This window comes from Lactococcus ileimucosae, from assembly GCF_943193185.1.
Classification (GTDB): domain Bacteria; phylum Bacillota; class Bacilli; order Lactobacillales; family Streptococcaceae; genus Lactococcus; species Lactococcus ileimucosae.
The window spans coordinates 1-14065 of record NZ_CALPDE010000009.1; the positions used below are offsets into that span (position 1 = coordinate 1).

The 14065-nt window shown below is 40.9% G+C and carries 15 protein-coding genes; 6 read left to right on the forward strand and 9 right to left on the reverse strand.

The window, feature by feature from the left end:
* Positions 1 to 150 precede the first annotated feature (150 nt).
* The 4 genes from NFR51_RS05225 to NFR51_RS05240 are packed head-to-tail and all read right to left on the reverse strand — an operon-like array spanning position 151 to position 3152.
* Positions 151 to 921: an ABC transporter permease gene (locus tag NFR51_RS05225; protein ID WP_251712666.1), complete on the reverse strand. Its 771-nt coding sequence runs from the start codon at positions 919 to 921 to the stop codon at positions 151 to 153.
* Positions 914 to 1840 (reverse strand): ABC transporter ATP-binding protein, encoded by a 927-nt coding sequence (locus tag NFR51_RS05230; protein WP_251712668.1) that lies wholly within the window; start codon positions 1838 to 1840, stop codon positions 914 to 916. Before NFR51_RS05230 ends, NFR51_RS05225 begins: the two co-directional genes overlap by 8 nt.
* Positions 1837 to 2388: a ribonuclease M5 gene (rnmV, locus tag NFR51_RS05235; protein ID WP_202231558.1), complete on the reverse strand. Its 552-nt coding sequence runs from the start codon at positions 2386 to 2388 to the stop codon at positions 1837 to 1839. The genes NFR51_RS05230 and rnmV overlap by 4 nt, the downstream gene beginning before the upstream one ends.
* Entirely contained in the window at positions 2382 to 3152 is a 771-nt protein-coding gene (locus NFR51_RS05240; RefSeq protein ID WP_251712670.1) for a TatD family hydrolase, read from the reverse strand. The genes rnmV and NFR51_RS05240 overlap by 7 nt, the downstream gene beginning before the upstream one ends.
* Before the next feature lie 322 nt (positions 3153 to 3474).
* On the opposite strand from NFR51_RS05240, the gene NFR51_RS05245 reads away from it, so the two are divergent.
* The 5 genes from NFR51_RS05245 to NFR51_RS05265 all read left to right on the forward strand — a co-directional run bounded on the left by NFR51_RS05245 (position 3475) and on the right by NFR51_RS05265 (position 7850).
* The gene (locus tag NFR51_RS05245; RefSeq protein WP_251712671.1) at positions 3475 to 4017 is read left to right on the forward strand and encodes a hypothetical protein; all 543 of its coding nucleotides are present in this window, start codon (positions 3475 to 3477) and stop codon (positions 4015 to 4017) included.
* A 584-nt stretch (positions 4018 to 4601) separates the two neighbouring features.
* Positions 4602 to 5201 (forward strand): hypothetical protein, encoded by a 600-nt coding sequence (locus tag NFR51_RS05250; protein WP_251712673.1) that lies wholly within the window; start codon positions 4602 to 4604, stop codon positions 5199 to 5201.
* Positions 5202 to 5841: 640 nt separating this feature from the next.
* On the forward strand, positions 5842 to 6393 hold the full coding sequence (locus tag NFR51_RS05255; protein WP_251712675.1) for a hypothetical protein: 552 nt from the start codon (positions 5842 to 5844) through the stop codon (positions 6391 to 6393).
* 105 nt (positions 6394 to 6498) lie between these two features.
* A complete protein-coding gene (locus NFR51_RS05260; RefSeq protein ID WP_251712676.1) occupies positions 6499 to 7062 on the forward strand; it encodes a hypothetical protein in 564 nt (187 codons plus the stop codon).
* A gap of 230 nt (positions 7063 to 7292) precedes the next feature.
* Positions 7293 to 7850, forward strand: a complete 558-nt coding sequence (locus tag NFR51_RS05265; protein WP_251712678.1) for a hypothetical protein — start codon at positions 7293 to 7295, stop codon at positions 7848 to 7850.
* A 111-nt stretch (positions 7851 to 7961) separates the two neighbouring features.
* Here the strand turns inward: NFR51_RS05265 and spx are convergent, their stop codons facing one another.
* The 3 genes from spx to NFR51_RS05280 all read right to left on the reverse strand — a co-directional run bounded on the left by spx (position 7962) and on the right by NFR51_RS05280 (position 9504).
* Positions 7962 to 8360 (reverse strand): transcriptional regulator Spx, encoded by a 399-nt coding sequence (spx, locus tag NFR51_RS05270; protein WP_003134024.1) that lies wholly within the window; start codon positions 8358 to 8360, stop codon positions 7962 to 7964.
* A gap of 175 nt (positions 8361 to 8535) precedes the next feature.
* Positions 8536 to 9066, reverse strand: coding sequence for a hypothetical protein (locus NFR51_RS05275; protein WP_202231699.1), 531 nt, complete (start codon positions 9064 to 9066; stop codon positions 8536 to 8538).
* Between the two features lie 60 nt (positions 9067 to 9126).
* Positions 9127 to 9504 (reverse strand): VOC family protein, encoded by a 378-nt coding sequence (locus NFR51_RS05280; protein ID WP_251712761.1) that lies wholly within the window; start codon positions 9502 to 9504, stop codon positions 9127 to 9129.
* A 189-nt stretch (positions 9505 to 9693) separates the two neighbouring features.
* On the opposite strand from NFR51_RS05280, the gene NFR51_RS05285 reads away from it, so the two are divergent.
* Positions 9694 to 10293, forward strand: coding sequence for an ATP-dependent Clp protease proteolytic subunit (locus tag NFR51_RS05285; protein WP_251712680.1), 600 nt, complete (start codon positions 9694 to 9696; stop codon positions 10291 to 10293).
* Between the two features lie 69 nt (positions 10294 to 10362).
* Here NFR51_RS05285 and NFR51_RS05290 read toward each other — a convergent pair whose 3' ends face one another.
* Both NFR51_RS05290 and yjeM read right to left on the reverse strand, forming a co-directional pair.
* The gene (locus tag NFR51_RS05290) at positions 10363 to 11997 is read right to left on the reverse strand and encodes a hypothetical protein (RefSeq protein WP_251712682.1); all 1635 of its coding nucleotides are present in this window, start codon (positions 11995 to 11997) and stop codon (positions 10363 to 10365) included.
* Between the two features lie 257 nt (positions 11998 to 12254).
* A complete protein-coding gene (gene yjeM / locus NFR51_RS05295; RefSeq protein ID WP_251712684.1) occupies positions 12255 to 13856 on the reverse strand; it encodes a glutamate/gamma-aminobutyrate family transporter YjeM in 1602 nt (533 codons plus the stop codon).
* Positions 13857 to 14065 lie beyond the last annotated feature (209 nt).

Sequence of the window (14065 nt, forward strand, 5' to 3'; positions counted from 1 at the left end):
TGTTACGTTTACTTTCTGAGTCTATAGTATAAAAAAAAAAAAAAAGGTCAAATGAAATGAGTGTTTGATGAGAAAAGGGGGCTTGGTTTGGCTGTTAGACTTACAAAAAAAAAGAGACCTACCTGTCCCTTCTTTATCTAGTATCCTTTTTTATGTTCTTAAGCCACGTCCACGTTCAATAAAATAGTAACAAACAGCATAGAGAGCAACAACAAAGCCCAGCAGAACAAGAAGACTAATCCAAAGCGCCACATCTTGAAGACCCAAGAAACCATAGCGAAAACCTGAAATCATGTAAACGATGGGATTTATCTTAGAGATGTCCTGCCAAATCGGCGGCAGCATTGAGATAGCGTAGAAAACGCCTCCCAGATAGGTCAAAGGCTGCAGAACAAAGGTCGGAACAATCGAGACATCATCAAAAGAGCGGGCAAAAACTCCATTCAGCAAACCTGCCAGTGAAAAAAGGAAGGCCGTCAAGAGTAAGGTCACAAGGATGACCAGCCATGAGTTTACCACCAAAGGAACAAAAAGCAAGGAAATAATCGTAACAAGCGTTCCTACAAGTAGACCACGTAAACTTCCACCTGCCACAAAGCCTAAGATAATCACGTGGGTAGGTACGGGGGCAACAAGCAGTTCTTCAATATTCTTCTGAAACTTTTGGGAGAAGAAACTTGATGAAACATTTGCATAAGAACTGGTAATGACTGACATCATAATCAAGCCAGGAACGATGAATTGCATGTAGGAAAAGCCATTCATATCTCCGATACGCGACCCAATCATTTTCCCGAAAATGATGAAATAAAGCGTTGTTGTAATCACAGGTGGGACTAAAGTTTGCACCCAGATACGCATAAAACGTGTCACCTCTTTAATCGCAAGAGATTTACCTGCTGTCCAGTAAAGTTTAAGCATCCTTCACCTCCTCTTCGTGGGTAAGTTTAACAAAAAGTTCTTCCAAGCGGTTGGATTTATTACGCATGGAGAGGACTTGAACGCCTTGTTCTGTCAACTGCTCAAAGGCAGCATTTATCCCTTGGTTTCGCTCAATCTTAAGCTCTAATGTTTGCGGGTCAATCATGTTCATCGTATAGTCACTGAGTTTTGGAACGGCACCAGTCGCTTTGATATCTAAGACAAAGGTTTCTGACTGCAATTTTGACAAGAGGTTTTTCATGCTTGTATCTTCAATGACTTGTCCTGACTGAATAATTCCGATATTGCGGCAGAGCATTTCTGCTTCTTCCAGATAGTGCGTTGTCAGGATAATCGTTGTTCCTGATGCATTAAGCTGCGCAAGAAATTCCCACATCGAGCGACGTACATCAATGTCAACACCGGCCGTTGGCTCATCTAAGATTAAAAGTTTCGGTTCGTGCATCAAGGCACGCGCAATCATCAAACGTCGCTTCATGCCACCAGACAGTCGTCCTGCGCGGTCATTACGCTTATCCCAGAGTTCAAGTTGGGTCAGATACTTTTCCGAGCGCTTAAGTGCCTCTTTACGTGGCACACCATAATACCCCGCTTGATTAACTAAAATCTGTTGGACTCTTTCAAACTGATTGAAGTTGAACTCTTGTGGTACAAGTCCGAGCTGTTGCTTGGCCTGAACGAGATTTTTATCGATATCGTAGTCAAAGACCTTGACCGTTCCAGATGTTTTGTTCACAAGTGAGGTAATAATCCCGATAGTTGTGGATTTCCCTGCTCCGTTTGGCCCAAGTAAGGCATAAAAGTCGCCTTCTTCAACGCTTAAGTCAATGCCTTTCAAAGCCTCTGTACCCGAATCATATACTTTTTTTAAATTTTTTATTTCAAGTGCTTTCTTCATTTGTAGCCCTTCATTATTTCTTCTATTTGCTCTACACAGATGCCAAACATATTAAGTCGCTTGAGAACTTGTTTGCCGTTGGCATAGCCTATCCGGAGTTCTTCACAGAGGTATTCACGCCGCTGACGACTGTCGGGGCGAAGAATTAAGCCAAATGTAATGAGGTCTGCCTGAGTTACAGTCGGTGAAACAAGCTTGCCCCCCGTTAAATGTCCTAGAGCTTTTTGTAAATCTTCATATCTTGCATGCTCAACCCCGAGAGAGCCTTTACCTTTAGGCCGTGCTTCTTCACGCTTCAAAAAGGCGTGCTGGGCCTCAGGTATAGCTTGCATGATAATCTTGCGGATACGTTCCCCTTGAAAGTCTGGGTCTGTAAAAACAACGAGTCCGCGTCTTTCTTGAAGCACTTTCAGGCGCTCAATATCTGTAGCATCAATACTGCTGCCCCCAGTTTCGTAAGTGTCTAGCTCATAAAAACGTTTGAGATTAGTGGTGTCGTCACGCCCCTCAACAACAATGACTTTGTCAATTTTTTCTTTTGTCATGATAAGCCAAATACCTTAAGCGCATTGGCATAAGTTTGCTCTGCCACCTCTTCTAGTGTTAGGCCCCGAAGCGCAGCGATTTTTTCAGCTGTATAGCGTGTATAACCTGGCTGATTTTCCTTGCCACGATAAGGCATTGGCGAAAGATAAGGTGCATCTGTTTCGACAAGTATGCGGTCTAGAGGGAGCTTTGAGGCTGCTTCTTGAACGTCCAGCGTTTTCTTAAAGGTAACCACTCCTGAAAATGATAGCATTAACCCAAGTTCTATAAACTTTTTAGCCTCTTCATAGCCCCCAGAAAAGCTGTGCATAATACCGCCACAAGGACCAACTCCCTCTGACTTTATAATCTCATAAGTGTCTTCCAGTGCATCCCGTGTGTGGACGACAAAGGGAACATCAGCTTCCTTGGAAATTTGAATCTGACGGCGAAAAGTCTTCTCTTGAAGTTCTTTTGACTCCACCATCCAGTGATAATCTAGACCAATCTCCCCAACAGCTAACACTTTATCCTTTTTTAGATTTTCCAGCAAGTACTTTTCAGCTTCTTGATCAAAACGGCCACATTCATCAGGGTGCCAACCAATCGTTGCATAGCACTCCATAAACTCTGTAGCAAGCCGCATCGCCCAATCATTTGTTTTTCGGTCAACCCCAACGATATTCATGCGATGAACATCCAGCTCATGTGCCTGAGCGATAATCTCCTTTTCTCTACCTATAAATTCATCCGAATTGAGGTGTGTATGTGTGTCAAAAATATCCATTCTTCTATTATAACGTAAAACAAAGTAAATTTTCTCTTAGAAAATTGCCTTGTTTTTCTATCAAATTTTACTTTGCTTATGTTCTTCTTCAAATAAGGAGAACAAAAAGTTTCTCTTTCAAGTTCATTAAAATTTTTTAACTGTTTCACTCTGTGTATCTTCAAGATTATTTCTTTCTGATTTATAAATTTTTCTAAGTCCTTACAATCCTTTGTCCTCTTTACAAATTTATACTTTGTATTATACAATATAATTACGGATCCGGTTTCAAGAGTCTCTAAAATGAAAATTGCTTCACTAAAAGACATTTAGGAGGAATGTTATGTTAAAACGACTAATGCTGAGTATTGCTGTTTTGCTAGGTGTGTTCTATGCTTCTAACGCACCAAGTCATGCTTTTGCATCCACAGTGGGAGCACCACCGTCTTCCCAATCCAATGAAAATACAGACGATGCCTTACCTCTTGATACCCCGTTAGTATTCAGGGGCTTTGACTACAATAATAACTTTTTAGGCTACCTAGGATTAACCTCTAGTTTTTATTGGAATTACCTTTACATGGATACCTATGAGGAAATGTATCTAGAAGATGCTGGCCACGGTAAATATTTCCTCCGCGCTGGAAAACCGTCATGGGAGGCATATGACTATGTAACAATAAGTAGTCGAGGTTATCTGTACCTAGATACCAAAGAACATGCGGAAGCCTTTACCATCACTTCAGAAAACGATCCTGTTAACCCTGGTCACAAACTCTATGATATCTTTGACAGTAAGTTCAGAGGCGTAGGCGTGTATGGTAGATATGTCACAATTGGAGGGCGTACCGTTCCGATATTTTGGCAAATTATCCCCCAACTTTAATAGCAAGGCTATAAACAAAACACATCAAATAGCAGATAAAGGAGCAACACCTCTCATCCGGAAAGAGGAAACTGTAGCTGTTTAAGAGCAGGCAAATGAAATAGCCAAATATGCTATTTAGCCACTATCATAAAGTCAAAAGTTCATACTTTTAAGACAAGAACGTGCTTTCTATATTACGAAAAGCACGTTCTTTTGGTATTTTTTAGATTTCCAACAGCTGTTCAAACAACTCAAAGAACTACGCCAGCAATCATGTATAGCTTTTTCAAAGGAAAAAATCTATCTGCTGTGTAATTCAGTTATCCAGTATTTCCTAGAGCTCACTTTTAAACTTTAGAGACGTCAGCTCAGTTCTTTTAATTTTTTATCAATAAAAAAGTGTATATTATGTAGATTTTAAAAGCTTTAATAGCCTTTATTTTTAAATATGCAGTGATATTTCTCCCCTTTTCATGAACTTTTTCACTCGTCCAAGACCTTTACATTTTACAGCTTTGTATTTACAATACGGTTATAGGTTCGTTTTCAAGAAATACTGACTGTAAAGTCATCTCTATTAGAAAACATTTAGGAGGAATGTTATGTTAAAACGATTGATGCTGGGCTTCTTTGTACTGTTGGGCGTTGTTTATGTGGCAAACTCGCCGACCCATGTTTCGGCAAGCACATCTGTCTTGTCTGGAAATACTGCTCTAACTCCCCGAGTCAAGTCAACACCACCACAAGATTTACCCCTTAATACTCCCTTAGTATTTATGGGATTCAGTGCTAAAGAATCTTTTTTAGGCTATCTAGGATTAGCTGTCAGTTTGAATTGGGATTATCTCCACATAGAACAGGAGGCAGAAGCAGCCAAGGAGATTTATCTAGAAGATGCTGGAGATGGTAAAGTCTACATGAAATCTGGGAAGGCCGACTGGCCAGGATATGACTATGTGGCAATATCTACTCAAGGTTTCTTGTACTTAGGTCTCAAAGACTACGCAGCAACTTTCACTGTATCTGGGGTAAACGATGCTAAAAACTCCAACTATAGATTCTATGAGTTTTTCGACAAAGATTTTAGAGGTCTCGGCATGTATGGCGAATTTGCTACGATTGGCAAAGGGACCACGTTTACGGCTTGGAAGCTCGTTCCCAAGTCAAATTTAACCCAGAAACTTAATAACGGGCAATCTTGAAAAGGCAATCAGGAGAGAAAGTTAGCTTAAGTCCTGTAAGTAAAATATTACCTAGGTCTCATTTATCATTTTTAGCTTTCCTCAAGCAAGAACGTGCTTTCTTCATAGAAAGCATGTTTTTTTGCTTTCAAGTCGAGCGAAAGTGTGATAGAATCTGAATGAGTCATAGGAATCCTTAACTAAAGTGTTTGTGTCGTAACTCCATTTTAGCGAATTTCTATGGCTTTTTTCCTACAAAAAATGGCAGTAGATTTTCATCTACCACCATACAGTATACAGAACCGTTTTTTATATTTTCGTACATTTCTGCTGCTTCGGCAAACCGGTTGAAAAGTTAAATTGCTCAATATAAAGTGAAGCAATTTCACAAATTTCCTGATGTACCATTAAAAGGTTTATCGCTTTGGCTCTTGTTTGCTTTAATATTTCAGCAACAAAAAGGTTCTAATTTGCACATTTTTGTGTAGGACAGTCGTGATACTTTCTCTATCCTCTCTCTATTCTTTTCCTGTCCTTAAACTTTTTTATCTGTCTGATACCTTTACATTTCGTGTCTTTGTATTTACAATGCTGTTATGGATTCGTTTTCAAGAGTTTTTGGAAGGTTTCTCAAATTTAGAAAACAGTGAGGAGAAGATTTATGTTAAAGGGAGTGCTGTTAAGTATGACACTATTGGCAACTTGTACCTTTGGTTCACCTACACGCGCCGCTACAGCTGAATATCAGCAAAACAAGACGATTTTGCAAAACCTAAGCACAGAAGAATCTCTCCCCCTCGACACACCTTTGCTTTTTCGAGGCTACGATTACAACAACCAATTTCTTGGTTATCTGGGCTTAACTTCCTCAAAAGATTGGGACGGTCATGCTTGGGATTACCTCTACATGGATGCTTATAGGCCTCTATACTTGGAAGATGCTGGGAATAATAAAGTTTATATGAAATCTGGTAAACCAAACTGCAGCAGACATAACTATGTAGTCATTTCTTCTAGAGGCTACCTTTACCTAGGGGGGAAAGAATATGCCGAAGCCTTTATCACTTATGAGCAAAGCGATCCTATATTTCCTCAACAAAAACGCTACAGGTTTTTCGATCGTCATTATAGGCCAATAGGTATATATGGCAAATACATTACAGCAGGCTTAGGGACAACTCCAGCAACTTGGAAAATTATAAAGCAACCTTAATATAGAAGGAATTGTGTCAGCTTGCTTTATTCAAATAAAGTGTCCTGTACAGTCCATTATGCCGCCACAGTTAAAATCATACAAAAATATCTAAGGAGAAATGTTATGTTCAATCGACTAATCCTAGGAGGCGCTGTTTTATTAAGTGCGCTTTGTGTCTTTGTTTTTCCTAGGCCTACAGTTGCAGATGCAGATGTTGCTCATCGTCACACCCTGTCTTCTCAACATCTAAAAGCTGAAGGAGATTTGCCTCTCGACACCCCCTTGTTGTTTAGTGCCTTTGACTATAACCATCATTTTTTAGGCAGTTTAGGCTTAACCACCACCTTAGATTGGGACCTCTTGCCTTGGGAATTTCTCTACCTTTCTAGTTACAAGGAAGTTTATTTAGAAGAGGCGGGACAGGGTAAAGTTTATATACGTTCTGGACAAGCATACTGGAGAGAAGATGACTATGTGGTAATATCTCCTAGCGGCTATCTCTACTTAGGAAATAAAAAAGCCGCAGAAGCTTTTACTGTAATCGCAGACAGTGATCCCTCTAATCCCAATCAAAAAATTTATGAATTTTTTGACAGAAACTACAGAGGGATAGGAACCTATGGCAAATATATCACAGTAGGGACAGGGACCCAACCTACTGTCTGGAAAATCATACGAAAACTTTAAACTGTGACGGTTTCTGAGAAAAGGACTATGTCGCTCTCCAAAGAGCTCCATCTCCTGCTCAAAACAGAAAAATACTGGATTCATAATACCTCTTCCAGAACTGAGGGCAAGTCTCTCACCACGTACACTTAGAAACTGGGCCTCACTCTCATCCATAACAATGCAATATCACTATAGATTTGCTCTCAAAGGGAATCAAGTTCATGTCAAAAAATTTTAGGAGAAGAACCATGTTCAAGAAATTAATTTCAGGAGCTGCTATGTTATTAACAGTGCTCTATATCTTTACTTTATCTGCACCTCTGACTACAGCCACAGCTGATGCTCATAAAAACAGCACCGCTTCTTTAAAAACAGAAAACAGCTTGCCTCTTGATACACCTTTGTATTTTCGTCTCTTTGATTATGACAACCATTTTCTAGGTAACTTAGGCTTGGAAACATATCTAAGTTGGGATCATAACTGGGATTACGTTTCCCTCAGTAATCGTAAGGAGGTTTATTTCAAAGATGCAGGTCACGGGCGAGTTTATATAAGATTTGGACATACTTTCTCCGCCTACCGGAACTATGTCGTTATCTCCTCGAGTGGCTCCCTTTATTTAGGAGAACCAAAAGATGCAACTGCTTTTGCTGTCCTCGTGAAAAGTGACCCCTTCTACCCTAACCAAAACATCTATAAATTTTTCGACAAGAAAGCGAACGAAGTCGGAGTCTATGGTCAATTTGTCACAGTAGGAAACGGGACAAGGCCTTGCATTTGGAGAATTGTCCCATCACTGGAGTAAGATTTGCAAAATGGCTCCACTCTATGAAAATTTCCTTGGCTGCTTGTTTACTTTTTGACGTGCTGGTAAGCAAAAAACGCCTCCATGGGCGTTTATAAATAATTGCATTTTTTAGATGGCGTTGCGTAAGCGAGCGCCTCCATTTTCTAAAATACGTACTGTGCGTGGCAGAAAAGCACGAATCTCTTCTTCATTGTATCCTACATGCAGGCGTTTTTCATCCATGATAATCGGACGACGCATGATTTGTGGATTTTCAGAAATGATTTTGATGGCTGCGGAAAGCGATAGGTCTTCAAAATCAACACCCAGTGTCTTAACAAAACGATTACGACTAGAAATGAGCCCCTCAACACCATCATCACATTTTTCAAGAATGCGGCTAATTTCTTCTGCTGAAAGCGGATCGCCGATGAGATTACGCTCTTGAAATGGAATGTTGTGATAAGTCAACCAAGTCTTAGCTTTTTTACAACTCGTACAAGATGGGGCTGTATAAATAGTAAGCATCCCTCTCTCCTTCATATTACTTCTTTATATTATTATGGAAAAATCCACATCTATATTTATAATACCTAGCGGTATTAGCATTTGCTATTATAGCACAATTGACAGATAAAAAAAAGACCCTTTTCCCTTTTATTCTAAAAAAATCTATCCTATTGGACAGATTTTTAGAAAGTATTTAAATGTTGTAATGCTGGCGTTTCAGCATGGATGGGTAAATGTTTTTTGCGTTCTCTAGTTCCTTTTTCTTGGCCTCAATATCCTCTGTAATTTGAACAGAAAAGTTCTCGAAAATTGGACGAGCTTCCTTGAAAATATAGCCTCCATTTTTCAAATCTTGTTCATCTTCGAAAACAGCCAAGTGCTGAGAAAGATTCTTGAAAAAAGTACTCAAGAAATAAGCTGGAATGTACAAATTATACATAGAAGTGTAATTTTTCAAAAAATTATAGTCATAAAAAGGAACTTTTACATCACTTTGAGGATTTACGATAGCCTCGTCATCTCCAATGATTGGACGGTTTAGAATTTCAATAATCTTTTGGTTTAAAGTATTGCGGACTTCAATCTCACGTAAAAGTTTCTCAATAGCCAAGCGCTTTTTATAGCGATTTTCATCGTAGCGCTTGTAAATATACATCCCTGCAATAAAAAGCCAAGCTCCTGCAATCATAGCAACAAGCATCGAAATAATAAGTTCTGAATTCATACTATTATTATAGCAAAATGACTAATTTTTTAAAACTTATTTCTTTAAAAAATTTTAGGCTTAAGCTGTAATTTCGATTTTATTGCCCTCGGGATCACGAACTACAGCCTCATAATAACCGTCTCCTGTCCTTCTAGGACCTGATAAAATTTCATAACCATTTTCTGAAAAACGCTGAGCGAGTTGGTTAACTCCTTGTTCATTACCAACATGCATTGCAAGATGAGCAAAGCCTAGTCCTTCAGGGAGAAGCTCTTGTATGTCTGCACGGTGCATGAGTTCCACGCGGGCACCTTCTGCAAAACTCATAAAGTAGGAAGTAAATCCTGTTTTAGGATTATGGTATTTTTGTCCCGCCTTTGCTGAAAAATAAATTTCGTAAAACTCTTTCATCGTTTCCAAGTCTTTTACCCAGATACCTACATGTTCAATTTTCATCATTTTTCCTCCTGCTCTTATTATACTCTTTTACAACGGTAAGGTTTGTTATGGAATTAGAAATATTTTTCTGTTTAACATCGGTTTTATTATAGCCAGAGCTTCTTTCATATCAAGCATGCTTATTTTTTGACCTTTTTTGACCTTTACTTTATAATAGAATAAAACATTGAAAAAGGAGACTTATCTATGGGATATTTAGTACCTACTGTTATTGAGCAATCAAGTCGTGGTGAACGTGCCTATGACATTTACAGCCGTTTGCTGAAAGACCGCATCATTATGTTGACTGGACCAGTTGAGGATGGCATGGCAAACTCCATCATTGCTCAACTCCTCTTCTTGGATGCCCAAGACAGTACAAAGGATATTTACCTCTATATTAACACACCTGGTGGTTCTGTTTCTGCTGGACTTGCTATCGTTGATACTATGAACTTCATCAAGTCTGACGTGCAAACTATTGTTATGGGTATTGCTGCATCTATGGGTACAATCATCGCTTCTAGTGGTACAAAAGGCAAACGTTTCATGTTGCCACACGCCGAATATATGATTCACCAACCTATGGGCGGTACTGGTGGTGGTACACAGCAAACAGATATGGCCATCGCTGCTGAGCATTTGCTCAAAACCCGTCACACTTTGGAAAAAATCTTGGCCGAAAACTCTGGTCAATCTGTAGAAAAAGTTCACGCAGATGCAGAACGCGACAACTGGATGACTGCTCAAGAAACACTGGAATACGGCTTCATTGATGAAATCATGGAAGCTAATAGTTTGAAATAAAGGCAACTCAAAAATCCCTACCAAGTCTGGTGGGATTTTTTCTTTCTCATTTTATGGAATATTTTTTCTTTAGATTGAGGGGTTAATGATGAGGGCGGGACGGACTCCTCCGTCATTTAAGCTAGGATGTTGGGTTGACCAAGCGCCTAATCCGCCACTGGAACCTACTATCCAACGACCAGCCCCTGCGCTAGAATGAGTGCGTAGGGACCACCAGCTGGGGCCTATACCTGCACGATTTCCATTACTTGTAAAAGCGCGCCCTGGGCCGGATAGACGTACAATGTCTGCCATCGAAAGTGCGAAAGCACGAGAAGTCCCTGTTGAATCAACTGTACTAATATCTGCTGCAATATCAGGGAAAGCATCCAGATTAAGTATTTGCCATCTTGATGGATCACTCCAATCGAGATTTTCAGGTCTCACATAGGCAGTTGTAAATACATTTGCTACAGGTTGAACCATACTTTGAACTGCTGAGTCAAGACCAGCATACCAGTTTGTAAAAACTGTTTCTTGTTCTACAGGAAAATGTCCTCTCAATGAGTCATTCCGAATAATCAAATGATTCCCCCCACCTTGATTCTCCAAATAACGGTACTGCTCCCCAGCCATAGTAAAGATGGTCCCCGGTGCCATGATACTAAAGTTGATTTGGTCGGGTTGAACATTGTCATCTGGTCCCGGGTTCCCCCAGTTGTTATCGATAGAACCGTTCTGTACGGCTGTCAGGAAGTCTGACAAGTCATCATGATGCGTATAGTCTGGATCTGCAGCCAAGAAATCATTGATACGGTCAGGACTGATCAGTTGCCCGTCCACATGGATACCGTAATAATATTCGCCCGGGATGCTGTCCGCTGCTGCGGTCATCTGAGCCGCATCCAAGAGGTAAGAAGTCGTCTCTCCTGCTTGGAGTTGGTTCGCCCAGTAGGCCCAGCCTGTTTGGTGGTCAATCACCCAGAAGTTCCCGACTTTCAGGTTATTGGGGAGAGCTGCCCACTGGCTGATTGTCATTGGGGCACGCTCTTGTTGCAGGTTTTGAGCGGCATCATGAGTGACTTCTTCGCCTGGCCAAACTGGTCCGCTGTTGTCAAAGCTGTCGCCAGAGGACCAGTAGGCATCTGTACCGTCTCCCGGATGCGTGGCGCCGTCTGTGACACCGTCTGTGGCTGTACTTGTGAGCCAGTCACGGGCATGCCCTGCTGAGGCGGTCATCAGGTCTTGGTTGTCCCGATTGAAGGTGGGTATGAACCATGGGGCATCTTGACCTGAGCGGGTCCAACCAAAGGTCAGGTTGGCATAGGTGTTGAAGGCAGCTGAGTCACTTACACGGGTGTTGAGATTGGTCTCTGAGGGACGCATGACCGTCCAAGTGTTCACTTGGTCACGGATGGTGCCACCTACTATAGGGGTGAAGTCTGTATCGCCTGCTGAGCGTTTCTCCATGAACTCGGAGAGGCGGATACGGGCCATGAGGGGCACATTGCCATAGTTCTCCACGAAGACGTCCTTGTTTTCGGTGTCTCGGTTGTAGTAGTCGTGGACACGGCCACCGACATTGATGTCCACTTCATTCAGCCGGTCATTGATGGCCCGCTGGTTGAAGGCTTGGAAGGCGAAGGTCCCGCCTACCAAGAGCAATAAGAGGGACAGGAGCGCGAGGTTGCGCAGCCGCCGCTGGTTTTTCTTTTCTGGTGTCATAAACTCCTCCTTTGACGTAACCTGTACTTTTAGATTTTCATTACATATATATTTCTAATGTTACGTTTACTTTCTGAGTCTATAGTATAAAAAAAAAAGGTCAAATGAAATGAGTGTTTGATGAGAAAAGGGTGCTTGGTTTGTCTGTTTGCTTGTTCTTGTCTGCGGAGCTAGGCCTTTGCTTACAGGAAACGTGTTGGAAAGATGTTCAGACAGAAAAAAACGCTCAACTGAGCGTTTTCCTATTTTTATAGACTTTATTTTTCTTTATGAAGTTCGTCTTCAGAAAGTTCCGTCAATGCAGTGTATTCTGCAGGATAGCGTTTTTTATAACGATTCATCATGAAGAAGGCAACCAAACCAAAGATAAGAGGACCCGCAATCATCGATACTACGGTTTGAACAGTATCCCCAAGAACAGCTGGACGATCCGCTACTGGCAAAGCAAAGTAATCTGTGATCGGTTGAATAACTGTGAAAGCATTAGCAAAAGCAACGACAAGGAAGGTCACAGTTACAGCTGCCATAGCAATACCTTTAGATTTGTAAAGCGTAAATGGTTTTTCAATATCATCATTAAGTTTGAATTTTGCATAGGCAATAACAATAAAGAGGTACGGCAATGTCATCGCAACGTTGGCCATATTTGTCAAGATGGCAAAGAACTTAGCTGCTGCTTCTGCACCACCACCGAGGTTGATAAGCATGTTAAGCAAGATGATAACAAACACGATAGCAAATTGAACCATCATTGCAAATTTAGGTAAACCTGATTCTTCATCAAGCTGTCCATAACGACCAGGCCACAGTTTGTCTGGTGTACCAGAGATGATTTGTTTTACAGGGCTGTAGATCAAGGTGAAGAAAGCACCCATCAATGAAAGGAGCATTGCTAGACCCATGTAACGCGCAAGAATTGAACCGATAGCGACTGCACCTGAGTGATCTAATCCGAAAGCATCGCCTAAAGCTTCACCTAGGTATTGCATTGTGACGTAACCTGCATTACCAAGATTGATTGTTCCAGCTTTAACACCTTCGTAGAAAGCTCCGCCTGTTTGGTAGTTCATGAAGAAACCAACACAGAGAATCATTACAGAGTAACCGATAGCGATAATAAGTGCTGAGGTTACAACACCGCGAGGAAAGTTTTTCTCAGGTTTGTCTGTTTCATCAACCAAGCCTCCAACGGCTTCAACACCGCCATAGGCAAAAATTGCAAATACCATAAAGGCGATGAAACCAATTGCTGAACTATTATTGAAATTAGGGTTAAGACTTGTAACAAAAGCATCTGCAGTAATCGGTGTTGTTGGCTGTCCATTAAGAATAAGGACCAAAAGCGCACAAACTAAAAGAATGGCGTTCAATGAGAGAACGGCAATACCACCAAGTGTCGCGAATTTTTTGACCGCATCCAAACCACGCAGGGCAAAAAAGGTAATCGCAGCAATCCAAGCCATGGCGATGAGTGAAAGAATCCACGGATCTGGTACATGAAGGGAGTTACCAAAAATCATATTGGTAATAGGCACCATGATACCATTAGAAACATTGACCATCCATACGAGGTAAGAGGCATACCACATAAACGTTCCAATGAAGGCGAAAGTCGGACCAACCGCTTTCTCCATCCAAGAGTAGATACCTCCTTTTTCTTCCTTAAAGGCTGAACCAAGTTCAGTGACCATAAAGGCAAAGGGCAGGAAGAAGAAGAGTCCTCCAACGATGTACCATGGAATAGCAGCATAACCCATCATGTAAAATGCACGAGGGATGTTGTTAAATCCATAAACCGAGGTGAAAATCATCAGGCATAAGCCGACAAGGGAAAGCTTCCCTTTTGCTTTATCAGACATCAAATGTCCTCCTTTTTTATAAATCAGATTTGCTGATTAAAAATTTTTGTAAAGCAAGTAAACATTTTACTTGCATAATTACCATAATCTAGAGATATATGATGCTTTCCACCATAAAATCTAAAGTTTACTCCGTCTATAAAAGATAGAATAAAACATTCATAACTAGAATTAACTACAATTGTGCGACAATTTTAAAAATAACCTAA

What these genes read in the sequence shown, in the direction of transcription:
- NFR51_RS05225 (WP_251712666.1), bottom strand. Translation starts at nt 921, where the DNA reads ATGCTTAAACTTTACTGGACAGCAGGTAAATCTCTTGCGATTAAAGAG.
- NFR51_RS05230 (WP_251712668.1), bottom strand. Translation starts at nt 1,840, where the DNA reads ATGAAGAAAGCACTTGAAATAAAAAATTTAAAAAAAGTATATGATTCG.
- NFR51_RS05240 (WP_251712670.1), bottom strand. Translation starts at nt 3,152, where the DNA reads ATGGATATTTTTGACACACATACACACCTCAATTCGGATGAATTTATA.
- NFR51_RS05245 (WP_251712671.1), top strand. Translation starts at nt 3,475, where the DNA reads ATGTTAAAACGACTAATGCTGAGTATTGCTGTTTTGCTAGGTGTGTTC.
- NFR51_RS05250 (WP_251712673.1), top strand. Translation starts at nt 4,602, where the DNA reads ATGTTAAAACGATTGATGCTGGGCTTCTTTGTACTGTTGGGCGTTGTT.
- NFR51_RS05255 (WP_251712675.1), top strand. Translation starts at nt 5,842, where the DNA reads ATGTTAAAGGGAGTGCTGTTAAGTATGACACTATTGGCAACTTGTACC.
- NFR51_RS05260 (WP_251712676.1), top strand. Translation starts at nt 6,499, where the DNA reads ATGTTCAATCGACTAATCCTAGGAGGCGCTGTTTTATTAAGTGCGCTT.
- NFR51_RS05265 (WP_251712678.1), top strand. Translation starts at nt 7,293, where the DNA reads ATGTTCAAGAAATTAATTTCAGGAGCTGCTATGTTATTAACAGTGCTC.
- spx (WP_003134024.1), bottom strand. Translation starts at nt 8,360, where the DNA reads ATGCTTACTATTTATACAGCCCCATCTTGTACGAGTTGTAAAAAAGCT.
- NFR51_RS05275 (WP_202231699.1), bottom strand. Translation starts at nt 9,066, where the DNA reads ATGAATTCAGAACTTATTATTTCGATGCTTGTTGCTATGATTGCAGGA.
- NFR51_RS05280 (WP_251712761.1), bottom strand. Translation starts at nt 9,504, where the DNA reads ATGAAAATTGAACATGTAGGTATCTGGGTAAAAGACTTGGAAACGATG.
- NFR51_RS05285 (WP_251712680.1), top strand. Translation starts at nt 9,694, where the DNA reads ATGGGATATTTAGTACCTACTGTTATTGAGCAATCAAGTCGTGGTGAA.
- NFR51_RS05290 (WP_251712682.1), bottom strand. Translation starts at nt 11,997, where the DNA reads ATGACACCAGAAAAGAAAAACCAGCGGCGGCTGCGCAACCTCGCGCTC.
- yjeM (WP_251712684.1), bottom strand. Translation starts at nt 13,856, where the DNA reads ATGTCTGATAAAGCAAAAGGGAAGCTTTCCCTTGTCGGCTTATGCCTG.